The organism is Staphylococcus sp. OJ82, from assembly GCF_000294465.1.
Lineage (GTDB): Bacteria > Bacillota > Bacilli > Staphylococcales > Staphylococcaceae > Staphylococcus > Staphylococcus equorum.
The window spans coordinates 14,790-38,751 of record NZ_ALPU01000003.1 but is presented as its reverse complement, the minus strand read 5'-3'; the positions used below and the strand labels follow the sequence as shown (position 1 = coordinate 38,751).

25 protein-coding genes are annotated in these 23,962 nt (G+C 34.4%); 10 read left to right on the top strand and 15 right to left on the bottom strand.

What is annotated here, in order from left to right:
- Nucleotides 1-368 precede the first annotated feature (368 nt).
- Nucleotides 369-1,448 (bottom strand): CdaR family transcriptional regulator, encoded by a 1,080-nt coding sequence (locus tag SOJ_RS02500; protein WP_002506505.1) that lies wholly within the window; start codon nucleotides 1,446-1,448, stop codon nucleotides 369-371.
- A 133-nt stretch (nucleotides 1,449-1,581) separates the two neighbouring features.
- Here SOJ_RS02500 and SOJ_RS02495 point away from each other — a divergent pair, with 133 nt between their 5' ends.
- From SOJ_RS02495 to larC, 6 genes are read left to right on the top strand one after another with little or no spacing between them, the layout of a single operon-like run.
- Nucleotides 1,582-2,712: a glycerate kinase gene (locus SOJ_RS02495; RefSeq protein WP_002506504.1), complete on the top strand. Its 1,131-nt coding sequence runs from the start codon at nucleotides 1,582-1,584 to the stop codon at nucleotides 2,710-2,712.
- A gap of 23 nt (nucleotides 2,713-2,735) precedes the next feature.
- Nucleotides 2,736-3,899 (top strand): 2-keto-3-deoxygluconate permease, encoded by a 1,164-nt coding sequence (locus SOJ_RS02490; protein ID WP_002506503.1) that lies wholly within the window; start codon nucleotides 2,736-2,738, stop codon nucleotides 3,897-3,899.
- Nucleotides 3,900-3,901: 2 nt separating this feature from the next.
- Nucleotides 3,902-5,164: a nickel-dependent lactate racemase gene (larA, locus tag SOJ_RS02485; protein ID WP_002506502.1), complete on the top strand. Its 1,263-nt coding sequence runs from the start codon at nucleotides 3,902-3,904 to the stop codon at nucleotides 5,162-5,164.
- Between the two features lie 16 nt (nucleotides 5,165-5,180).
- Entirely contained in the window at nucleotides 5,181-6,005 is an 825-nt protein-coding gene (gene larE, locus SOJ_RS02480; RefSeq protein ID WP_002506501.1) for an ATP-dependent sacrificial sulfur transferase LarE, read from the top strand.
- A 21-nt stretch (nucleotides 6,006-6,026) separates the two neighbouring features.
- On the top strand, nucleotides 6,027-6,785 hold the full coding sequence (gene larB / locus SOJ_RS02475) for a nickel pincer cofactor biosynthesis protein LarB (protein ID WP_002506500.1): 759 nt from the start codon (nucleotides 6,027-6,029) through the stop codon (nucleotides 6,783-6,785).
- Nucleotides 6,786-6,801: 16 nt separating this feature from the next.
- Nucleotides 6,802-7,980: a nickel pincer cofactor biosynthesis protein LarC gene (gene larC / locus SOJ_RS02470; RefSeq protein WP_002506499.1), complete on the top strand. Its 1,179-nt coding sequence runs from the start codon at nucleotides 6,802-6,804 to the stop codon at nucleotides 7,978-7,980.
- Between the two features lie 148 nt (nucleotides 7,981-8,128).
- Here larC and SOJ_RS02465 read toward each other — a convergent pair whose 3' ends face one another.
- Entirely contained in the window at nucleotides 8,129-9,118 is a 990-nt protein-coding gene (locus tag SOJ_RS02465) for a Gfo/Idh/MocA family protein (protein WP_002506498.1), read from the bottom strand.
- Nucleotides 9,119-9,365: 247 nt separating this feature from the next.
- On the opposite strand from SOJ_RS02465, the gene SOJ_RS02460 reads away from it, so the two are divergent.
- Nucleotides 9,366-9,791: a hypothetical protein gene (locus SOJ_RS02460; protein WP_002506496.1), complete on the top strand. Its 426-nt coding sequence runs from the start codon at nucleotides 9,366-9,368 to the stop codon at nucleotides 9,789-9,791.
- A 24-nt stretch (nucleotides 9,792-9,815) separates the two neighbouring features.
- On the top strand, nucleotides 9,816-10,148 hold the full coding sequence (locus tag SOJ_RS02455) for a general stress protein (RefSeq protein ID WP_002506495.1): 333 nt from the start codon (nucleotides 9,816-9,818) through the stop codon (nucleotides 10,146-10,148).
- Between the two features lie 82 nt (nucleotides 10,149-10,230).
- Here SOJ_RS02455 and SOJ_RS02450 read toward each other — a convergent pair whose 3' ends face one another.
- From SOJ_RS02450 to SOJ_RS02425, 6 genes are all read right to left on the bottom strand, one after another.
- Nucleotides 10,231-10,431 carry a hypothetical protein gene (locus SOJ_RS02450; protein ID WP_002506494.1) on the bottom strand — a complete coding sequence of 67 codons (201 nt, stop codon included), beginning with the start codon at nucleotides 10,429-10,431 and terminating at the stop codon, nucleotides 10,231-10,233.
- A gap of 191 nt (nucleotides 10,432-10,622) precedes the next feature.
- On the bottom strand, nucleotides 10,623-11,645 hold the full coding sequence (locus SOJ_RS02445; protein WP_002506493.1) for a lipoate--protein ligase: 1,023 nt from the start codon (nucleotides 11,643-11,645) through the stop codon (nucleotides 10,623-10,625).
- Between the two features lie 9 nt (nucleotides 11,646-11,654).
- A complete protein-coding gene (locus tag SOJ_RS02440) occupies nucleotides 11,655-12,539 on the bottom strand; it encodes an SIR2 family NAD-dependent protein deacylase (RefSeq protein WP_002506492.1) in 885 nt (294 codons plus the stop codon).
- Nucleotides 12,532-13,317: a protein-ADP-ribose hydrolase gene (locus SOJ_RS02435; protein WP_002506491.1), complete on the bottom strand. Its 786-nt coding sequence runs from the start codon at nucleotides 13,315-13,317 to the stop codon at nucleotides 12,532-12,534. Before SOJ_RS02435 ends, SOJ_RS02440 begins: the two co-directional genes overlap by 8 nt.
- A 3-nt stretch (nucleotides 13,318-13,320) precedes the next feature.
- Nucleotides 13,321-13,653 (bottom strand): glycine cleavage system protein H, encoded by a 333-nt coding sequence (locus tag SOJ_RS02430; RefSeq protein ID WP_002506490.1) that lies wholly within the window; start codon nucleotides 13,651-13,653, stop codon nucleotides 13,321-13,323.
- Between the two features lie 25 nt (nucleotides 13,654-13,678).
- Entirely contained in the window at nucleotides 13,679-14,683 is a 1,005-nt protein-coding gene (locus SOJ_RS02425) for an LLM class flavin-dependent oxidoreductase (RefSeq protein ID WP_002506489.1), read from the bottom strand.
- A gap of 303 nt (nucleotides 14,684-14,986) precedes the next feature.
- Here SOJ_RS02425 and SOJ_RS02420 point away from each other — a divergent pair, with 303 nt between their 5' ends.
- The gene (locus SOJ_RS02420; protein ID WP_002506488.1) at nucleotides 14,987-16,207 is read left to right on the top strand and encodes an NADH-dependent flavin oxidoreductase; all 1,221 of its coding nucleotides are present in this window, start codon (nucleotides 14,987-14,989) and stop codon (nucleotides 16,205-16,207) included.
- 154 nt (nucleotides 16,208-16,361) lie between these two features.
- Here the strand turns inward: SOJ_RS02420 and SOJ_RS02415 are convergent, their stop codons facing one another.
- The 4 genes from SOJ_RS02415 to SOJ_RS02400 form a co-directional block, all read right to left on the bottom strand.
- Nucleotides 16,362-18,005, bottom strand: coding sequence for an alpha-keto acid decarboxylase family protein (locus SOJ_RS02415; RefSeq protein ID WP_002506487.1), 1,644 nt, complete (start codon nucleotides 18,003-18,005; stop codon nucleotides 16,362-16,364).
- Between the two features lie 90 nt (nucleotides 18,006-18,095).
- Complete coding sequence (locus tag SOJ_RS02410) at nucleotides 18,096-19,031, bottom strand: ketopantoate reductase family protein (RefSeq protein WP_002506486.1); 936 nt, start codon at nucleotides 19,029-19,031, stop codon at nucleotides 18,096-18,098.
- A 102-nt stretch (nucleotides 19,032-19,133) separates the two neighbouring features.
- Entirely contained in the window at nucleotides 19,134-19,592 is a 459-nt protein-coding gene (locus SOJ_RS02405; protein WP_002506485.1) for a MarR family winged helix-turn-helix transcriptional regulator, read from the bottom strand.
- Nucleotides 19,593-19,673: 81 nt separating this feature from the next.
- Complete coding sequence (locus SOJ_RS02400) at nucleotides 19,674-20,192, bottom strand: TetR/AcrR family transcriptional regulator (RefSeq protein ID WP_002506484.1); 519 nt, start codon at nucleotides 20,190-20,192, stop codon at nucleotides 19,674-19,676.
- A gap of 145 nt (nucleotides 20,193-20,337) precedes the next feature.
- Here SOJ_RS02400 and SOJ_RS02395 point away from each other — a divergent pair, with 145 nt between their 5' ends.
- The gene (locus SOJ_RS02395; protein WP_002506483.1) at nucleotides 20,338-21,255 is read left to right on the top strand and encodes a ketopantoate reductase family protein; all 918 of its coding nucleotides are present in this window, start codon (nucleotides 20,338-20,340) and stop codon (nucleotides 21,253-21,255) included.
- 113 nt (nucleotides 21,256-21,368) lie between these two features.
- Here the strand turns inward: SOJ_RS02395 and SOJ_RS02390 are convergent, their stop codons facing one another.
- The 3 genes from SOJ_RS02390 to SOJ_RS02380 all read right to left on the bottom strand — a co-directional run bounded on the left by SOJ_RS02390 (nucleotide 21,369) and on the right by SOJ_RS02380 (nucleotide 23,937).
- The gene (locus SOJ_RS02390; protein WP_002506482.1) at nucleotides 21,369-22,313 is read right to left on the bottom strand and encodes a TDT family transporter; all 945 of its coding nucleotides are present in this window, start codon (nucleotides 22,311-22,313) and stop codon (nucleotides 21,369-21,371) included.
- Nucleotides 22,314-22,567: 254 nt separating this feature from the next.
- Complete coding sequence (arr, locus tag SOJ_RS02385; protein WP_002506481.1) at nucleotides 22,568-22,996, bottom strand: NAD(+)--rifampin ADP-ribosyltransferase; 429 nt, start codon at nucleotides 22,994-22,996, stop codon at nucleotides 22,568-22,570.
- A gap of 194 nt (nucleotides 22,997-23,190) precedes the next feature.
- Nucleotides 23,191-23,937, bottom strand: a complete 747-nt coding sequence (locus SOJ_RS02380) for a glycerophosphodiester phosphodiesterase family protein (protein ID WP_002506480.1) — start codon at nucleotides 23,935-23,937, stop codon at nucleotides 23,191-23,193.
- Nucleotides 23,938-23,962 lie beyond the last annotated feature (25 nt).

Below are 23,962 nucleotides of genomic sequence, written 5' to 3'. Positions count from 1 at the left end.
TAACTTTTATTTCTCCTATATCTTGTTCACGCTCCTTCATCTCGAAATACACCAATAACACATTGATGTGAGTTATTACTTAACAACTCAATAATGGCGCCATTTCCAAAATAAAATTTCAAACTGAAAACAAAACGTTTTGCATCTATAAAGATTTTCGTTATTTATTTTATAGAATTATTTAGCAATAACTTAATTTTATTATATTGTTGTTCGTGTAATTTGTAAAGTGGTTTTTAATAATTTTCTAAAAATTGAAGTTCTAATATTTTACACCCATTACAATTTGAAAATTCAATCATGATAAATATCAAAATTCTAAATTTTATAATCATTTGCTTTTCAAATCACACCTAACCATTCTCGCTTTAACACCACATCGCAATTTGTAATTTCAATGCCTCCGAATACTTTTTAGGGTTCAATCCTGTAACTGTTTTACATTTTTCTAACCTATATAACAGTGTATTTCTATGAATGTATAAATGCTTTGCTGTTTGCGAGATATTCAAATTGTTATGAAAAAATATTTTCAATGTTGCAATACTTTGCTCATCTAAATCCCCTATTATTCTTTTTTTGAATCGTTCTCTAATTTCGCTGTCGATTTGATATAACAGTGTTTTTTCTTCTACCTCTTCAAATGATACAAGTGGTGCTGATTGCTCATTTAACATAAATACGAGCTCACATTCTTCATACGCTTTTTTAAAATCATTTAAATTTGTAAATATAAGGCTTGAGGTCATATGCACTTCTAATTGTAAGTCTTTAAACATTTGATGAATTCGATTTATTTTCACATCTAATGCACATCGGTCTTCATCAGTAGCAAGAATTACGATACGGTTATGATTCGTAAACGCAATGACAAAAGAACTAGGGTCAATCTTACTTGCTAATGTACGCACGGTGCTGTTCTTAGAGAATATTTGTTTTTCAATATTGATGATAATGCATTTGCCGAATGTTAATAGATTAGTATTAAGTTGATTACTCAAATGTTGAATAAATGATTTTGACGGTTCACTTTTCAGCAATTCTTCTATAAATAACTCCTGACTACGTATATTCCCCTCTAATTCGTATGTAAAATAATTTTGGTATAGCAATAATTCCGTAGACATTTTCACTAAATCTGATACATGGGTGAGTTTTTCAGGATCACCTGTTATACCAATCACACCGACGATGTTATCTTGAAAAATAATCGGTAAATTTACGCCTGGTTGTGTTCCTTCTAATGTCGCACTATCTTCCTTTGATAATATAACTGTTTCTTCTCGTTCTAATACTTTACGTGCACCTTCATGAATTGTGCCTACACGTTTTTTATCAAATGATGCTATGATTTCTCCGTTAAAATTCATGATATTAATATTGCTCTGTGTTCTTTTAGCTGTTTCTTCTACAATTAATGTTGCCATTCCCTCTGTGAGTATATTCATATTTTCACCACTTATCGTTTTTATACAAATTTATAGCTTTATATTTGTATAGTTTAACTCTATTTTCAATAAAATAAAATCGATACAATGAAATAATAAACAAAAGTAAGCGTTTACAAAGGAGGATTCACAAGTGAAAATCATTTTAGCACCGGATTCATTTAAAGGGAGTATGACAGCAACCCAAGTCTCAAAATATATGGCAGACAGCATTACAGAAGTATATCCACAAGCTGACATACATGCTTTACCCGTTGGTGATGGCGGCGAAGGTACGATGGAAGCACTAGTGAATGCCACAAACGGAAGCTTTCATACTGCTTCAGTAACAGGTCCTCTTGGAAATCATGTAACTGCTCAATATGGTGTGCTCGGTGACGACACATGCGTAATTGAAATGGCAGAAGCTTCTGGGCTAAAACATTTAACTGATGACACTTTAAATGCTATGACAACAACGACTTATGGCACAGGCGAATTAATTTATGACGCTTTAGAAAAAGGTTACAAAAAATTTATTTTAGCTATTGGCGGCTCTGCAACAAATGATGCTGGTGCAGGTATGTTACAAGCTATAGGCGCCAAACTATTAGATGAAAACGGCAAAGATATCGCCTTTGGAGGAGGTGCTTTGCAACATATTAAGCAAATAGACTTAAGTCATTTCGACACTAGAATTAAACATTGTGAATTTATTATTGCGACGGATGTTCAAAATCCTTTAATAGGTCCTGACGGCGCTTCACATGTTTTTGGTAAACAAAAAGGTGCCACAGAAGATAATATTAAACAACTTGATGACAATCTCACGCATTGGGCAAATCTTGTAGAAAGAAGTACGAATATGAGGCTTCATGATTTGCCAGGGGCTGGTGCAGCTGGCGGACTAGGAGGTGCTTTCAAAGCATTTTTACCTAGTCATTTTGAAGATGGTATTCAAGTAGTAATAAAACATACGCAATTAGAACAGCTTTTACCAAATGCAGATCTAGTTATTACTGGAGAAGGCAAAATTGATTTTCAAACTTTTTATGGTAAGACACCTATGGGCATCGCAAAATGTGCGAAACAATTTGATGTCCCTGTCATCTTTATCGGAGGCTCTATCGAAGTAGATATAGACCAATTTGATGAGGTTGGTGTGGTAAGTGCTTTTAGTTTAACCGATGGTCCATTGTCACTCGCAGAGACGTTAGCAAATTCGGAAAAATTAATAAAAAAAACGACTAAGAACATCATAAGAACATTTTTCCATAACCACTAGCATAATTAAGGGGATGTTTCGTTATGAGAATTAAAGATACGATTGAAAAAGTACCTGGTGGCTTGATGGTTGTTCCGTTATTATTAGGTGCTGCAATCAACACGATTGATCAATTGCACTTGAATTTTATTACGAATGGTTTGAAATTTTTAGGGGCTCCAAAGACTGAAGAAGGACATTATGAAATGTTGCAAATTGGCGGTTTTTCTCAGGATTTATTTAAAGATAGTGCGCTCGTTTTAATAGCCCTATTTATCTTTTGTGTAGGGAGTCAAATGAATTTAAAGATTGGTGGCAAAGCGTTAAAAAAAGGTATGATATTAACATCAACGAAATATTTTTCGGGGTTAGGCGTTGGTCTATTACTTGGCGCTATATTTGATCCATGGACAGGGTTATTCGGTTTATCTACAATAGCAATTATTGCAGCAATGACCAATAGTAACAGCGGAATGTATGCTGCGCTAACAAGTGCATATGGTAACCGCTCTGATATCGGTGGTTTATCTATATTAGCTATTAATGATGGTCCTTTACTTACATTAATATCCTTAGGATTTATCGGTACGAATTTTCCAGTCATTTCTTTCGTTTCTGTGTTATTACCACTCGCAATAGGTATGCTCTTAGGTAACTTAGATCCTAAAATCGCAGAATTTTTACGACCAGGAGAATCATTACTCATTCCCTTCTTTGCCTTTTCATTAGGAGCAGGAATGAATTTAGCTGAATTCTTTAATTTCTCAGTATTATCTGGTGGTCTCACATTAGCATTACTTACATTTGTCTGTACAGCTGTGACAGGTGTAATTGCCTTTAAACTATTTAAAGAGAAAAGTGTCATCGGTCCTATTTCAGAATCGTCTACTGCAGGTAACGCCGTTTCTACACCTGCTGCAGTTGTCGCAGCCGCTTCAACTGCTTTAGCTAGTGGTAACTTGAGCCAAAGTGAATTTGCTATGATAGAAAAAGTAGCGCCTATCGCGACAGCTCAAATTTCAGTTTCTGCTATTACTACGGCGATTTTATGTCCAATTGCTGTTATCATGGTAGATAAATACCAGAAGCGCAAAGGCATTGATGGCACTCAGGAACATTTTAAAACCAATCACAAAGCATTTCCTAAGTTAAAACAAGCCACAAATGCCGCTAATTATGAAAGCGCTTTAACTAAAAAGGAGGATTAACTTTGAAGACTACAATATTATACGGCAAATCAAATGTTGAAGTTGACTTGCCGGAGCAAAGCGTTCTAATTGAACCCAAAAACATTGATCCACTTGAAGATCATGTAACAGCAATACGTACAGCCCTAAATAATCCAATTGGCTCAGAACCATTGCAAGACATGGTGAGTGCTAACCAAACTGTATCTATTGTTATTAGTGACATCACACGACCGACACCCAATCACATTCTCGTACCATTACTGATAGAAACATTAGCCCACGTACCTTTAGAAAACTTTGTGATTATCAATGGTACAGGTACACATCGCGATCAAACACGAGAAGAACTTGTACAAATGCTTGGTGAAGACATAGTGAGCAAAGTGAAAATTGTACATAATCATTGTAATGATAAGGATACGCTTAAAAAAGTAGGCCATAGTCAATATGGTTGTGATGTATACCTGAACAAAGATTATGTTGAATCTGACTTTAAAATTGTCACCGGTTTTATCGAACCTCACTTCTTCGCTGGCTTCTCTGGTGGGCCTAAAGGTATTATGCCTGGTATTGCTGGCATAGAAACAATTATGACCTTCCATAACGCTAAAATGATTGGCGATATACGTTCAACTTGGGGCAATATGCAAGATAATCCTGTTCAAAATATGACCCGGGAAATCAATGCAATGTGTAAACCAGACTTTATGCTCAACGTCACGTTGAATAAAGAGAAAGCGATTACCGAAGTATTTGCTGGTGAATTATATGAAGCACATGATAAAGGGTGTGAATATGCCAAAGCACATGCTATGTTCAAGTGTGATGAGCGTTTTGATGTCGTGATTGCTTCTAACTCCGGCTATCCTTTAGATCAAAACTTATATCAAACAGTTAAAGGCATGAGTGCAGCACATAAAGTAGTTAAAGAAGGTGGCAGCATTATTATGTTATCTGAATGTAGCGATGGCTATCCTAATCATGGTAATTATGCAGAGATACTAAAAATGGCTGACTCTCCTCAAGGGCTTGTCGACATGATCAGTGATCCTAACTTCGCGATGCTTGACCAATGGCAAGTACAAAAACAAGCTGTGATTCAAACTTTCGCTGATGTTTATTTATATTCTAAACTCAGTGACCAACAAACCAAAGATGCCATGTTGCATCCAGTGCATAATATAAATGAGACACTTAAAGCATTAGAAGATAAATATGGAAAAGATATGAAGATAGGTGTTATGCCACTTGGACCACTTACTATTCCATACGTAGAATCATAATTTAGGAGGAATCATTATGTTAACTAAAGTATTAACTAAAGAACAACAATTAGAACGTGTATTAAAAGATATGAATCGTGTAATCGTCGCGTTTTCAGGTGGTGTAGATAGCAGCTTTGTATTAAAGAAAGCCATCGATGTACTCGGCACTGATAATGTAAAAGCAGTTATTGTAAAATCCGAGTTATTTAGAAATGAAGAATTTGATCAAGCCCTGCGTCTAGGTAAATCACTTAATGCCAATGTGATAGAAACTGAAATTGAAGAATTAAAAGATCCAAATATAGTTGAAAACACACCAAGTAGTTGGTATTACAGTAAACGTTTATTATATTCAAAACTTGAAGACTTGAGAGTAAACTACAACTTCGACTATGTCGTCGACGGTATGATTATGGATGATTTAGATGACTTCAGACCTGGACTCAAAGCAAGAACTGAATTCGGTGTTAGAAGTGTGCTACAAGAAGTTGAATTATATAAATCTGAAATTAGAGCGCTAAGTAAATCTAATGATCTCCCTGTATGGAATAAGCCTGCTTTGTGTAGCTTGGCTTCTCGAATCCCTTATGGTGAGCCTTTAAATTTCACAAAGGTTAACAAAGTAAATGAAGCTGAAAAATTCATTTTAAGCTTCAACATTAATCATGTCAGAGTACGCTATCATAATAATATCGCAAGAATAGAAGTAGACGACACAGATATCCCAGTAGTGATTCAATTTAAAAATCAAATTACACTTCGCTTGAAAGAACTTGGTTTTGATTATGTAACTATTGATTTAGAAGGTTATCGTACAGGTAGCATGAATGAAGTCATCAATACACAAGATGAGATTTAACAAAATAAAGGTGGCGAAACTATGACTGAAAACCAAGACACAATAGAGTCATTACTTTTAGCAGTTAAAGAGAACGAGCTTTCCATTACAGAAGCCAAAGATAAATTAAGTCATTATGATGAATTAGGTTTCGCAAAAATTGATTCACACAGAACAAAACGACAAGGCTTTCCTGAAGTTATATTTGGTGAAGGGAAAACTGTAACCCAATTAGACGAAATCGTACACACTTTAATAAAGCATAATGAAGTCATCTTAATTACTAGAATCGATCAAAGTAAAGCAGACAATATCATTGCTAAGTATCCACAACTTGAATACCATGAGACAGCACGTATTGTTTGTACACCCGTTAATACAATTAACAAAACCGAACATTTTGCAGCGATTATTTGTGCGGGTACATCTGACCTACCTGTAGCTGAAGAAGCAGCTATTACAGCTGAAGTTATGGGTATTTCAGTACAGCGCTTTTATGACGTAGGTGTTTCTGGCATCCATCGTCTTTTTGCACATATCGAAACCATTCGTCAAAGTAAGGTGTCCGTAGTTATTGCTGGTATGGAAGGTGCATTGTCTAGCGTCGTTGCTGGCTTAGTGGATCATCCAGTTTTTTCAATACCTACGAGTGTTGGTTACGGCGCCAATTTAGATGGCGTTACCACACTCTTATCTATGGTTAATTCTTGTGCACCTGGCTCGAGCGTACTCAACATCGATAATGGATTTGGTGGTGGCTATAATGCCGCAATGATTATAAAAATGATTGAAAATGCTTAGAACGGAGTGAAACATTATGTCCAAAGCGATTTATCTTGATTGTCATGCTGGTATTGCTGGAGATATGCTATTGTCTTCGCTTGTAGATTTGGGTGCAGATGTCACCTTTATTGAAACACAATTAAAAACATTACCGCTCAATCATTTCAAACTTAACTTCTCAACTCAAAACAAAGAAGGCATTCAAGCTATGTCACTTAAAATTGATTTCGAAGAAGCACACCATCATAGAAAAGCATCAGATGTCTTTAAGATGATTAAAGAGAGTAGCTTACCAAGCAGAGTGAAAGAAAGAAGTCTCCGGGTATTTGACGTGATTGCACACGCAGAAGCTAAAATTCACGGTATGTCTGTTGAAGATGTTCACTTTCATGAAGTTGGCGCTATGGACTCTATCATTGATATTATTGGCGGATGTCTTGCACTAGAAGATTTAGCAATTGATGAACTCTATGCCTCGCCTATCCCAACTGGTAACGGTAAAATCAATATCGCACACGGTGTCTATCCAGTACCTGCACCAGCGACTGCTGAAATACTCAAAGGTATCCCGCTTGCGTCCTTTGATGTTAACAGTGAATTGACAACACCAACTGGCGCTGGTTTTATTAAAGCATTAGTTTCGGAAATCGGTCCTTTACCTGCAGTAACCATGGAGCAAATCGGTTATGGTTGTGGCACGAAAGATTTCGATTTCCCCAATATTTTACGAACAATTGAATATACAGTAAAAGACAACACACCAACACAAGTCCAAGTGATAGAGTGTCAGATTGATGATATGACACCAGAGATGCTCGGTTTCTTTATCGAACAAGTACTGGATGACGGTGCGCTAGATGCTTACTTCACTCCAATTACGATGAAGAAAAGTAGGCCCGCAACACAACTTACAGTGATTAGTAAATTTGATGACGCACAATACTTTGAGGATTATATACTTAAAAATACAAGCTCTTTAGGTGTAAGAAGTTATGCAGTCAATCGCAAAATTCTCCATCGTCAGTTTCAAACAATTCACACAAAGTATGGTGCTATATTAGTAAAAATAGGCATGATGGATAATAAAATTATCAAAGCGAAACCAGAATTTGAAGATGTAAAAAATGCAGCAATCCAATCTGGCAAAACTTTCTCAACTGTATACAATGAAATTCAGCACGAAGTTCATAACCACATTAAAATAGAAGATTAAAATAGTCTATCACGAGCTAAAGACTACAGGCTGAGTCTGTACCCGCGGATACCCCACACAAAAGACTGCTCCAAAATTAAAAAATCTATCAACAACATAAAATCCAGCACTCACACTCAAGTGAAGTACTGGATTTTTTATTGCTTAATTATTTTAAAGAAGGACCCACTTTAATATTTGCACTATCTAATGCAAGTTCTAATACTTCAATAACTTGAATACTATGTTCTAACTTTTCTTCTGCTAAATCGAAATTTTTATCATTAATAATCTGAACCATCTTCACAAATTCCTCATACATACGATGTTTTTGTTGGTTAACTTGATATGATTGTGTACCACCGTCATTAAATGTAAGATCAAACGCTTTCAATTCATTTGTTGGACCTTTAATATGAATTGTTGCATTTTCACCTTGAATGTAAGACTGATTGTCAGAACTAGAGTCTTTTGCACCAATACAAACAACTTTCATTTCACCATAATCAAGATTTAAGATACCAGATGTATCAATATCATTTTTAACATTAGCAAAATAAGTAACACCTTTAGGCATCCCGAAGAGTCCAACTGCTAAATGGATATTGTATACATTGATATCCATGAGTGCACCTCCGCCCTTCTCAGGATCGAAAGCAGGTTGAATAATGCCTTTTTTAAAATTATCATATCTTGAAGAGTACTGTGAATAATTAAATTGGGCTATTTTACATGTACCTATTTCACTCACTGATTGTTTTAACACATCATAATTACTCAAATACAGGTTAGTAATAGCTTCGATAATAATAACGTTGTTCGCTTCAGCCAATGCTTTTAATGTTGTTAATTCTTCTTTAGTTAAAGTAAATGGTTTTTCACATATTACATGTTTCTGTTGCTCAATTGCTTTGCGTGCATAATCAAAATGCAGATGATTTGGTACAGCTAAATAAATCGTTTCCATACCTTCATCTTGAAGGAACTCATTATAATCCGTAAAAATTGTTTTAATATTAAACTGTTTCTGTAAACTTTCTACATTTTCTGGATTTCTTCCTGTTGAAACAATACTATGAAACTCAATGTCTGAAATTTCTTCCATCACTGGTAATGCTTCTTTGACGATCTTGCCCGCGCCTACGATACCTAATTTCATGTTGGTCTCTCCTTCTCACTTAATCTAAATTATGCTACGTTATCACTTGGTGCAATATTAAATTGTTAATAGCTATTTTAAAACCCATTCAATATATCATTATATTTGAATTCATCATGTAATTCAAAATCTACAGTCTTGATACAATTCGTATTTTGTTTTGAAAATCTCACTAGTGGTATACAATTAATATAAAGGTATAACATGAGATTATTTTTTATATTCTTTAAATAAAGGAGGCATTTTTGTGTCCATATTTTATTTTTTAATATTTATAGTAATTGTTTTAATTATTTATTTCATTTTCCGAAAAAATTATAAAAAAGAAGCTGCAGTTAATAAAAGAAAACGTAAACGCGAAAAAAGAGTAGCAAACTATATTAGCGAAGCTTTTAAAATAGAAAATTTAGAAGATGTTAAAGAAAGTAAAACAACAATTGCTTTGGTTTATCCTAAAGAAACATTAGATGTTGAACCTGAACAAGTCGTAAAAGTAGAAAATCAAAGTGAAGAAAAAGTCGTAACAGAATTTGAAATGCCTGAAGGTATTAAAAGAGAAGAATTATATGACTTTTCTCTTAAACACACTAAATTTTATATCGCACATGATCGTTACGCACGTCTTAAAACGGTTGATGAAAATGAACAAACAAATAGTGGCATTATAAAATAATTCAATTGTTAAAGGAGTATGTATATGACACCAATTGTTAAAGCTTATTCAAATGATGAAGACATTGAAATTAATATCAACACATTAAAAGATCAAAAAATTAATGCAAAAGATATTTATGTTCTATCTCATGATGCAGATCATACAGAACGCATCGTGAAAAATACAGAAGTCTCAGGTATTGATTACAATCGTTCTGATGTTGGCGAAGATGAACAAAATCAAGGTGACCAACTAAGAGATAAGTTACAAATTCTTGGCGTTTCTGAAAGTGATGCGCAAGATTACGAAGAACTTATGGATCAAGGTAATGTACTACTCATTGTTACAGATCAACGCGCAGCTAATGTACTCTAAAATTAAATTATTTAGCTAAACTAATGTACCCCGTATTCTTTTAATTAGGATGTGGGGTACATTAGTCTTTTATACATATTTATTATAATTGATTAAAGTTATTTTCTTGAAGATCTGTAATTTTAGCAATTTCTACTTTTTGGTCTTTAGGCTCCAATACATGTAAATACTGTTCATCGTCGTTATCTTCAATTTTCTTTACAGTAATGCGGTCATGTTCTATAGTTTCGATAATTATTTCTGAATGCTTACTTAAAGCCTCTTTAATATGTTGCTTATCCATGCTACAACCTCCTTAAGTAAAAGCTGATTATATTTCGAGTCTCTTCATCTTCTACCCTTAAGGTATTTTTCAAATCAAAGAAAACATAACCAACCTATTTATAAACCATTGAATATTGTTGTGACGAAAGTGAATGTAACAATTAAGGCTGAGACATGAATTTATGCCTCAGCCTTAATTATCAATTTTTATTAACTTAATATTACATCTACTAATTCTTCTGCAGTAGCTTTATCGAAATAATATGTAATGTCTATTTCACTTAAAGCTTTTAATAAATCCTCTTTGACTACACGTACGCCTTTGAGTTGTTCTTCAACGTCTTTAATGTCGCCTTGTCCAAAAAAATCTCCATAAATACGACATGCTGAAATACGTCCTTTTTCTACCGAAAGAGAGATATCAATCGTGCCTGCCGCTAATCTCGCGTCTCTATTATATTCATAGCGTGGGGAACCACCAAAATTCCATTCCCAATTTTTATATTTTGACGCTAACATTTCATCAACGGCTTCCCAATCAGCATCAGTTAATTCGTAACGCTTTGCGTCATTCATATCATCAATGTCTAAAATCTCTTTAACCATCAGATCTTTAAATTCATGGATCGTTACATTTTGATATTCCGGTGCCAAATATTCACGAATATTGCCTACACGTGATCTTACGGATTTAATACCTTTGGATTCTATTTTTTTACGATTCGGCTTCAATACTTTAACCATAGGTTCATAATCTACATCCAATAATAAAGAATAGCCACCATAGATACGTCCCTTAATCAAAGTCATTGCTGCACCAGATACTTTTTTATCGTGAATGGCTAAATCATTACGTCCACTTTGCACAACTTCTGTTGCACCCAGTTGATGTAAAGCATGTATACCTGGTTCGTAAAAGCGTTTAAAATTACCATAAATTGTATCGTCTTTTTCTAAAATACAACACATATTCACTGCACCACTGTCTACATAAACTGCGCCACCACCTGTATCACGGCGAACAACTTGAATACCATGTTCGTCTAAATAATCTTGGTTAATTTCTACCGCAGTATTTTGAAAACGACCTATCTCCACTTTTGGATCACAGATATACGGGAATAAGATATCCTCATTTAAAAATATATTTTGGCTAACGTGAATTTGCATCGCTAATGCAACTGTACCGTCTGTTATATATTCGCCATTGCGAATAGGTTCAATTAAATACATATTGTTCTCCTATATAGTTAATTTTTTGTTGGCTTCAGTTATGAGTGTTGAAATATCTTCGGTTAGATGTATTGTTCTATCTCGAATATTTTCTGGAATACGATATGCTTTCTTATTCATTGTCATAAATAAAGCATTTGGATTATGTCGTGTCATGCGTTGAAAAGGTTGTTTCACATATTGTGGTGTCGTATAGCCGATACCTATTTCTAGATATAATACTTTATCTTCTTTATGTGCATCAAGGAACTGATTATAGCGAGATAACTGCGCATGAAAATCAGCATCCTCTACCATACCAACTTGTGCTTTTCGTTTATTGATTTCCATGGGCGCATCACATTCAGGACAATGCGGCAAGAGTTCTCGTGGTACTTCCATATTCTCTTGTTCTACAATCATTTGACGTATTGCAGCATCATCACGGTAAGTCTGCGCATGACAATGTTGACTACATTGCCACAAGATATACTCTCCTTGAATATGAAAAACTTTATCCAAATCAAAATCAGCTACCGCAAATGCATTATCTGCATTCGTCGTGATGATATGATAATCTTTATTACTTAAAATTTGATTAAGCGCAGTGTAAGATGCGCCTACAGGTTGGTCTAAATAATTCAGCGCAACAAATCGACTTTGAAAAGCCCAATATTCTTGCCAACTTTCGAATGTATGAAGGCTTGCTTGTAGCATATCAAAGAAACCGTATTTTTTAATAAAATCCGGGAAATTTTGAGTGAAACGTTCACCTATATACGTAAAACCATCTGACGCTGACATACCGGCACCTAGCCCAACCACAACTGCGTCCGCTTCATTTAAAGCATCTGCTAATATATCGGATTGTCGATTATAACTAGTTTTTAAGACATCCCAAGTTGATTCAGTCATAATGTTTCAGTCCTTCCTTATACAATGCAGCATCTTTATCTGTAAACACATTGAAAACAACTGTGATATCAGAATCATGTTCTCTTTTATATTGCATTACAGTCGAAATTGCTATCTGTCTAGCCTCATCTTGAGGAAAACCAAATACGCCTGTTGAAATACAACAAAAAGCAATACTTGATAAGTTTTGCTGATCCGCAAGTTCGAGACAGCTTCGATACGAGCGCGCAAGTAAATCACGGTTCATTTGTGACACCGGTGTTTTACGAATTTGTGGCCCTACTGTATGAATGACATATTGAGCAGGCAAGTTATAACCAGGGGTGATTTTTGCTTTACCAACACCTTCACGTCTACCTTGTTTATCTATTAAATCTGCACAAGCTAAACGCAACTGGACGCCTGCTTTAGTATGGATGATATTATCAATACAGTTATGATTCGGCTCAAAACAGCCTAACAGCTTACTGTTAGCAGCATTTACAATAGCGTCTACCTCAAGCTGCGTGATATCACCTTGCCATAAATATATATCGTCATTGAGATATGGGGTTAATGATGTTAACGACGTAACTTGTTGCGCATTGTAATTTTTCAAAAATGCATCTTGCACCTCAATAAAATCAGCTTCAATCGGTGTTGCTGGTCTTACATTTACTAACCCTCGAAACGTTTCGAAACGTTCTGTTTCCGTATCAGGTAAGTCTGCAATGACACCGTCATGTGTTTCTTGCCACAAATACTCAATTAAATACGCTAAACGTTCTGTTTGTTGCATAATTTATGCCTCAGGAAGTGCATTAAATGCTGCTTCGTCAACATTTTCTAATTTAACCAACCAATTTTCTTCAGCTTTTTCAGAATTTAAAAGCGTTGGTTCATCTTCAGCTTTTGTATTACGTGCAACAATTTTACCTGCTAATGGTGATTGAACGTCTAATACTGTTTTAGAAGCTTCAATACTAACAATTTCGTCATCGACTTTAATGTCGTCGCCACCCATAAATTCAACATAACCTACTGTTCCTACATCATCTTGCAATTCAGGTGTCATACTGTATACGTACTGCTCTCCAACTTTTTCTACCCATAAATAATTAGCTAATTTTTTCATAAAATATCTTCCTTTCATCAATTTGTTATAAATATATTTGCGCGAGTAATTCGATTGTACGACAGCGTTGCGCTATGTCTGGTATCAAAGGTACAACCATCACTTCGTCAGCATTAAATGTTTGAATCATTGTGTCTATTTGTTTTTTTGCACTTTCTTTTGTACCTACAATTATACGAGCTCGGCTTTGAGTAATCAAACGTTCATCTCTTTCAGAACGTGAATATGATTGCGCTGTTTCGATAGAAGGTAGACGCTCAAATTCGGCAAATTGTTGTTTTCCTAGTAGCCAAACGTCTAATGATTGAGCTAGTGCATCTGCTTCTGATGCCGTATCAGCAACTGCAACAAATGTAGTGAGCATAACAGTAGGTTTCATATTTAATGCCGTAGGTTTAAAGGCTTCTCTATAAGCTTGTACACTGCTTTCAGCTTTTTTAATTGCTTTTTCATTAGGTAATAAAAAAGTTCCCAGTGTATATCCCATGCCTTGACGTCCTGCCATTTGTGCAGACGGTACACTCGTACTTAATAGCCACATTTGAGGCACAGTAGTAACACGAGGTTGTGCAAATACTTGTTTAAAACGTTGCTCTGGTTCACGCTCAGTTAGATAATGTCGCACATCGGTAATAGACTGCTCGTAGTCTAAGAAATGTGTTTTCGTTTCATTCATAGCTTGTTTTACACTGGGTGTACCTGAATTATTACCGATACCTAAGTCTACACGCCTAGAGTAAAATGCTTCTAATAATCGAAAATTTTCAGCCACTTTAAACGGACTATAATGCGGTAACATCACTCCACCCGAACCGAGTCGGATTTGCTTCGTCTTTGCCAGTAATTGCATCATCAATAATTCTGGACTACTACATGCAAACGCCGGTACATTATGATGTTCCGTCATCCAAAAGCGCTTATAACCAAGTTTGTCTGCTAATTGCGCTAAGCGTACTGTATCCTGTAAGGCATCTTGTGCTGACTTGCCTTCATCAATAACAGCGTAATCTAAAATATTCAATTGAACCACGTTGGTTACCACCTCCACCAATACTGACCTTATATACTTTGTCGTACTTATAATGTAAGCACTTTCGTTTGAGTGTATATCGTATCTCAGTTATGCTAAAATTCATGTACAAAACTTTAGACACGTATCTGCAAAACATGTTTCCCTTTTTTAAATTACCCTCACCCTCTAGGATAACTGATATAGAAAATTTTTGTTACATTTTGCTTGAAAAAATTACCATATTTTTTATTTAATTGACCACGATATCCTATTAGTGTTAATTTAAAATTACATATTACAACGAAGATCGAGGTTATAGTTATGAAAACTCATTATCAAGCATTATTCGAACCATTAACATTCCCCAATGGCGTCGTCTTCAATAACCGTTTTGTGCTATCACCTATGACTACGAATTCCTCAACACAAGACGGACATATTACTGAGCAAGACTTACGCTATGCACAACGCCGGGCACACGCTGCGCCCTTACAAGTAACAGGTGCAGCCTATATTGAACCTTATGGTCAATTATTTGAATATGGTTTTAGTATCACTGATGACAGTTGTATACCTGGTTTGAAAAAATTAGCAACTGCAATGAAAAAAAATGGCAATAAAGCCATTTTACAACTGACTCACGCAGGACGATTTTCAAATCAAGCCATCTTAAATTATGGCCAAGTTTATGGCCCAAGCGCTATGTCCTTAAATTCTCCTATTCAACATGACGTTCTAGCTATGTCTTTAGATAAAATCACTTCTATAACGCATCAATATGCGGAGGCAACTTCTCGTGCTATACAAGCTGGTTTTGATGGTGTAGAAGTTTCAGCTGCCCAACGCTTACTTATACAAACATTTTTCTCTACCTTTTCTAATCAACGTACAGATCAATACGGAAATCAAAGTTTAGATAATCGTGCTCGTATCGGATTGGAAATACTAGCTGCTGTACAAAAAGTCATTGATAAAGAAGCACCACCACAATTTATTTTAGGCTATCGCGCTACACCTGAGGAAACACGAGGGAGTGATGTCGGTTATACAATAGACGAATTCAACGAACATCTGGATTGGGTATTAGATACAGCGAATATACAATATTTAGCAATCGCAAGTTGGGGGCGTCAAATTTATCAAAACAAAGTCCGCTCTGACGGCAAGCACACAGGAAAATATGTCAATGCTGTCGTCCATGATTACCTTGATGGTAGAATTCCTGTCATCGCTAGTGGTGGTATTAATTCACCTGAAAGTGCGCTTGATGCCTTACAACATGCAGATATGGTTGGAATGTCGTCTCCATTTGTGACGGAACCAGATTTTGTCTTAAAATTACAAGAAGACCGTCCAGAGGATATTGATTTACATGTAACCATCGACGATATTGATGAACTCGCAATCCCGTATGCGGCATTTAAAGATATTGTTAAAATGATGGACTACGGCGAAGGGTTAAAAAAAGAAACCCGTGACGAGTTACGTAAACTTGAAACAAACTATGATCAAGTAGATTATAAAGCAATAGAAAAAGATTAATTTAAAATACAGACAAACTGAGCAGATAAAACAGCTTAGTTTGTCTTTTTTATATCGCGTATTTGCTTTGTAAAAACGAATTAATATCTCAAAATATGTAAAAAGCATTGGACCTTATCAAGTCCAATGCTTCCTTGTTACATTTTATGTGAATTTAACCATTTTGTTTGGCAAATGCTTGGCCAATTGCATTTAATTTATGTGGTGCGTCATGTACTGCCATCTTCACTTCAACTAGATGCATCATGTCTGGTTGTGCCTCGATTTCGAGGAATGTATTTTGTAGTGTTTCACTCGTTGTCACATCGTGCACAATGACTTCATCTTTTCCACCGAAGACTGTTGGTAATAATTTATAATCCCACATTTTAATATCGTTGTATGACGCATTTTCTCCATGAATTTTACGTTCTACTGTATAACCATCATTATTGATAACAAAAATAATCGGCTTGATTTGCGCTCTGATCATCGAAGACATTTCTTGTACTGTTAATTGTAAGGAACCGTCTCCAATTAATAATAAATTTCTACGCTGTGTGTTCGCCATCTGCGTACCCAGTGTCGCTGGTAAAGTATAACCAATTGACCCCCATAATGGCTGTCCTATAAATTTATTGTTACTGTATAACGCTAAATCATAAGCACCAAAGAATGATGTGCCTTGTTCAGCTAATATCACGTCGTCTTGCTTAATAAAATCTTGCATCATTTTGAAATAAGTTGCTTGAGATAAAGGTTCTCCATTCAAATCGTATTGATTTTCTTTAGGACGTTGAAATTGAGGGAACGTTGCGTCATTAACGTAATTAATTGTATTTAAGCCATCCAATAAATCGATAAGTGATACTTCCATATCTTTCGTTTCATTCATTTTAAAGTGACGATGATTAATCATAACGACATCATCAATATCAAATTGATACGAATATCCTGCAGTTGCAGAATCTGTTAATTTCGCTCCAATATTTAAAATTGCATCACTTTGATCCACGTAATTTCTAATATCTTCTTCTGCTAATGAGCCATCATAAATACCCATGTAATATGGGTTTTCTTCATTAAATGAACCTTTGCCTAATGATAATTGTGCTACAGGAATTTGCGTTTGATTCACAAATTGTTCAAGCTTTTCATGTAAATCGAAACTATTAATCTCATGGCCTGTGATTATGACTGGTTTATCCGCACTTTGTAACTTTTCTTTGATCATATTCACATACTTAGCAACATCCATCCCCTGATGTTGTGGCACTTCAAACGGTTGGTCTACTTCAATTTCTACGCTTGCTACGTCAATTGGTAAATGTATATGCACTGGGCGTTTTTCAGTTAATGCAGCTTCAATTACTCTAGGAATTTCTGACTGGGCATTTTCAGGCGTAAGATACCCTTGTGTCGTCGTAATCGGTTCATACATTTTTCTGTAGTCATCAAAATTTCCTTCTCCTAAGGAATGATGCACATACTTCCCTGCCTTTTCTACTGCTCTTGTAGGCGCACCGGTAATTTGAATAACCGGCACACGTTCAGCATATGCACCAGCAATACCGTTAACAGCACTGAGTTCTCCTACACCAAATGTTGTTACCATTGCACTTATCCCTTTTAAGCGCGCATAGCCGTCAGCCGCATAACTAGCATTTAATTCATTTGTGTTACCAACCCAGTCCATATCATCGCGACTAATAATATCATCTAGAAAAGTCAGATTAAAGTCACCTGGCACACCGAATACTTTATCGACGCCTACAGCGCTGATACAGTCCATTAAATATTGTCCTATACGTTTTTTCATTCATCATTTCCCCTTTTTTATCCATCTCTATTACACTACAAACTTAACTTAATAGAGATAAAAGGTCAATGATGTTGACTTTATTTTTTACTATTTTTTATATGTTAATTCTAATTGATGAATCATATGTGTCAGCATTTCATTATGTGGGGTCGCCACACCACAGGCTTTACCGTATGTAACAATTTGTCCATTTAAATAATCTATTTCTGTTAGCCGCCCTTTATATAAATCTTGATGCATTGATGGATAATGTAAACCTTGTGATTCAATTGGATAAGCAGCTTCAATTTTGTTAATTAAATTTTCAAAATTGAGTTCTAGTCCTCGTGCATGAGCCACAGCCACGATTTCTTCAATAATAGTAATAACCATTTGTCGTGCTTGTTCATATAGTGAAAATTGGTTTATTGTTTTATCTAAGATCGTGCATAATGGATTCAGTACACTGTTCAATGTAGCTTTTGACCATATAGATTCAAAGACATTATCACTGATTGTAGAATTTAATTTTGCATTATTAAAAATTGTATTAATTGCTTCTGTACGATAGTCTTCCCCACCGTCTGCGCGCTGCAGTTCTATTGTTCCTGTACCTTCTAACAGTATTTGTCCAGGCCCTCTTAAACCTGCTGTCCACATCGTTACTGCTAAAAATATTTGTGATTTTGGTATAATTTTGGCAAAACGTTCTTCATGTCCTAAGCCATTCATCATTGTTAATACCGCCGTCGTTTCTTTAATCGCATTAGCTTCATTCAACGCCTCAATCATTGCTTCTGAATCCATTGCTTTTGTTAAAATGATAATCAGATCATATTGTTCATCGATTTGTTCTGGCAACTGCGCTTTGATATTAATATGATATGTATCTTTTTCGGTTTGTATATTCAAGCCATGTTGCTGAATATTTGTAATATGTTCTGTCCAATAATCTATTAAAGTTACATCATATCCTGCTTCGGCAATTTGCGTTCCAACACGACCACCCATTGCTCCTGCCCCTGCAATTGCTATCTTAACCATACAATCATCCTTCCTTTTATTTCATAATAGTAATTCAGTAAGTTAATTCCGCTATAGTTAGAAAATTCTTAATTTTTAAATAGTATAAAGTTGTTTAATCATTTAATCTTTCTTATTCTCGTCTTTTAAATATTTTACTTCTTGAAATCCTGTACGATAAGAAGCAAATCCTTCCATTATGGCATACCAATCATTGCCAACTTTTTTCTGTATATCTTGAAATAAATCATTTTGTGCCTTATTAAGTTCTTTTACTAATTTGGTTCCTTTTTCTGTGGGGTACAAGGCTTTAATACGTTTATCCGTTTCGGTTGGTTGTTCAGTGATATATGCCTCATCTTTTAATTTTTTCAACGTTGCATGACTGCCTTGTTTAGAAATCTCTAAACTTTTCAATAAATCTTTTATTGTAATTCCAGGTACTTTTTCGATAAAAAATAAGAACCTATGATGTTGTCTATTTAAGCCATATGCTTCAATAATTTCATCTGCTGTATTTATAAACGTTTTGTAAGCAAAATAAAATAACAAATTCTCATAATCATTATTATTACTTTCCATTATTCACATTCCTTTTTTGTAATTTTTAGCGCATCGGCGGGGGATTACTAATTAATATATTTATAACAGTTCAGTTGATTGTTACAAGTGCTTTAAATGTGGCTCCAATAATACGGAAAGTTCTCCTACTAAAGTATCTATATCACATGGTTTTGATTCTTCAATCCACCATATAATAACGCCTACTACAGCAGAAGATAAAAACTGGGCAGTAATTTCACTGTTTTGTTTATTTATGGTGTCGCGCATTTTCTTTGATAATGTTTGCTTAAGCATATTAAGATCTGACTTTTTAACCAAAGTTTTCAAAATATCGTACTGATCGTCAATCACGTACATGACTTCACGCAACGTTTCTTTATTATTTCCTGATTCTGCAAGATAAATATTGCATTTATCAACTGCTGCGCCCAAAATATAATCAATTGCATGATCTAAAATGTCGTACTTATCTATAAAATTCAAATAAATCGTACCTCTATTTATATTGGCATGTTGAGCAATATCATTCATCGATATTTTATCAAAGTCTTTTTCTCTAATCAGTTCAACAAAGCTACGAATAATAAGTTTTTGGGATTTTTCTTTTCGTTTATCCATTTTAACTCCTTTTAATATCAACAATTTTTAATATTTGTTCATTAAACATCAACAAGGTTGTATTGTTCATTGAGTTTAAATCTTATTGATGATAACTTCAAGTTATTAAACAATTGTTCAATAATTAAATTGGAGTGATAATGATATGAAAATTTTAATATATGGTGCAGGTGTACAGGGGCAATTTTTAGCTCACGCACTAAATACCAAAGATAATGACATTACAATGTTTGCACGTGGAAAAACTTTAGAGCACTTGAATCAAAAAGGTTTGAAACTTCAGCATTCATTGCAAAGAAAAACGACAAATGAACATATAACAACGATAAGTACACTTTCAGAACATGATATTTATGATGTTATTTTTGTAACTATGAAATATTCAGATTTTTACAATGTCGTACCAACATTAGCTCAAAACAAAAGTGAAAACATTATTTTCATTGGAAATAACATGAATCCTAAATTACTACAAAGCACATTGACCCAACAGAGTAATCACCTTAAGCATATCACTTTCGGCTTTTCAATGACTGGTGGTTCAAGAGAAGCAAGCCATACTAATATTTTAAGATTTAATGCTGGAGAGCTCAAAGTAGGAAACATGCATGGAGAAATTACATTCTCAGACAAACTAAATTCAATATTTAAAAATGCGAAAATCAAACTAACTTATGAACAGAACTTTGAAGATTGGTTGATGTCACACGCTGCTTTAGTCTTACCTTTAAACATGCTATTTATTCTAAAACAAAACCAAAATACTAACGCGCAGACGTTAACCAAAGAAACGATAGCTGCTTTTACTGAACTACATCAATTGTTAGAACACAAAGGCCATACTATAAAACCAAAAGCACAGTCTATTATATTTAAAAATTTCAAAGGATTATCCAATATAGTATTAAAAACAGTTATGAACATTGGCCTCATCAATCAAACACAAGGTTCTTTTAAAGAGCTTGAAGCACTTTATAACGATGTTAAAGTACTCAATCAAAATACAGCACTAACTACAAGTCATCTAGATGCTCTATTTGAAGCGAGCAAATCCGTCAGTTAAAACGACTCAATTCATTGCAGTTAAAAAGGAGTGGGTATACGAAATCAAAATTTAATTTCGTATACCCACTCCCACTATGCTGACTAGATGATAGGTTCATTCTTTAATTTAGGTTATTTTATTTCAATTGTACGTTTCTTTAGAAATGAAGCATATCCTAAAATCACGTAAATCACAGTCACGATTGCAAATATCACTTCAAATATCATTACAAAATACAACACACTTTGTACTTTATGAGGTAAAGATTCAATTTCAAGTAAGTTATAGAGTGATGTCGCTGTTGTCACCCACGGGAAGGTTAATGCTGAGAATGAAAATCTAAAATTCAATTTATATAATTTCGGTATAAATGTTAATGAGTATATAAATATGAGTTGAGAGATAATCAACATCGTTATAATGTAAAACATTTGTGTATGTACTACACTTAATAAATAACCGTTTAAACAAAGTGAAGCTGGTGCTGCTATGATGATTGTCATAGGAAATTGATTTTCGTTATATAATCGCCATGTCTTTTTAAACAGTACGACACATATTAATACTAAAAAGCATAGCGTCGCAATATACACGATCAATTCCCCAAAGAATGGTGAAAAATCTTCAGCAGTTTCTGAAATAACGCCAATTCCCACAAATGTAACAAACCAACTGGTACTCGGAACGATACGTTCATTTTCATGTAAATAAATATGGTAATAAATAAATAACCCAATAATAACAAACTGCAGTATCACAACGAACCACCACAACCAAATTATGATTTCCCAGGTAATATTCAGTTGGTGGTATAAGATATAGAGTAATGTCAGAAACGTCATTGTAAACGTGGGAAAAGTCGCACATATATTACGGTCAGATAATTCTTTCAATACAATGCTAGGAAATTGTATACATTTTAGTATAAATAATCCAACCACAATAACACTAATAATTAAAAATATTGTAGCTAAAACATTCCTATCCATAATGTACAAAAGATTACTTAATGCTGAAATACCCAATGCTAAGCCACAAATAGCAGTCGGTATTACACTTATAAATTTTCGAAACATATCATTTATTAATCCTTTTTATTTATATTTGAATATTACATACATTATAACTATACTATTTTATCGAATTCCAAGCGTTACATCTGTTTATATTGCTTTGAAAGCCGATATGATTCTTCTCATTTATCAAATGAATTTTAACACTAATAAGTGACAGATAATACCTCACTGGGAATAATCTTTTTTTATATAAACAAGCAGCCCACTGTTATTAATTATAGACTGCTTTACATTATTTTCATTACAATTGTATATTAATCTTCAATAATGTCTAATCCATCTTTACGTAATTGTGCTAACCCTTTTAACATTTGTTCAATATCATGATTCGAGTGTCGTTCCCATGTAGCTAATTTTGCTACAATTCTCAAAGGTTCCTTCGAGCGATATGAGCGAGTTGGGTTACCAGGAAATTTTTTATCTGTGACATTAGGATCATTTTCAAATGCCCCAATGGGTTCAATAATATAAATATATTCTTGTGCCGGTTCGTCAGCTAATGTAGCCGAAAGTTCTGCCCCCCACTTAGCTGTGTCTAAAGCGCCAGTAAAATAAATATGGTTCATTTTACGGTTTTGATAATTAGAAATTCGCTGTGTTTGTAGTAAATCACCTATTTGTAATTCAGCCTTTGTCCCATGAAAAAATGGTCCTTGATCCAACACTTCTTTTTGTTCTACCATTGTTCAACACTCCTTCTTCATCTAAGCTATTCACCAGTATAAACTGATAAACAATAAAGAAGTAGTCTATAATAATATTATTATTTAATGTATAATTAAGACAAAGGACCTCTGATTTTAAATCATATTAAAAAAGAGCAGAAGAAAATCAAAATTCGGAATTTGCTTTCCTAATCCCCTCCAGAAATACAATTTTACAATCTTTCTAAATGAATCATTTCATCTGCTTTGTCTGTAAAAATACCATCAACGCCCCAATTTGCTAATTGATTTGCACGTAATTGCTTATTTACTGTCCAAACGTTTAATACATAGCCAGCATTTTTAATTTTTTTAACACGTGCTTCTGTCAATTTCGCATCTTCTATATTCACTATTTTCGAACCACAATAATCTAATAACGTTCTCCAATCATCACCAAAAGCTGCTGATTTAAATATTACAGCTCTCTCATAATCAGGTATAAACTGCTCTGCTAATTTCACTAAAACCAAATTAAAACTTGATATCAATACATTTAACTCCGAATCTAATCTTTTTAGTTTATCTGCAACTTGTTTAATCATACTTTCTGATAATACTGTGCCATTCGGACCTGTAACGCCCTTCAATTCAATGTTTAAGTTCATGTTATAGGCATTTGCCAATTCAATAACCTCATCAAACGTAGGTAGTTTTTCTGCTTCAAATTCTGTGCCAAACCAGCTACCTGCTGATGTATCTTTGATGTCGGAATAATTTAATTGTGTCACTTCTCCTACCATATTCGTTGTTCGATCTAAAAAATCATCATGGATTAAAATCAACTGTTCATCTTTAGTAATCGCTACATCTAATTCTATCCATTTTAATCCAGGCGTATTCCCAGCTTCTTTATAAGACGCGAGCGTATTTTCTGGTGCTTTACTTGGTAAACCTCTATGTCCATAAACAGTAAACATACCATCATCCTCTTCAATTTAAATT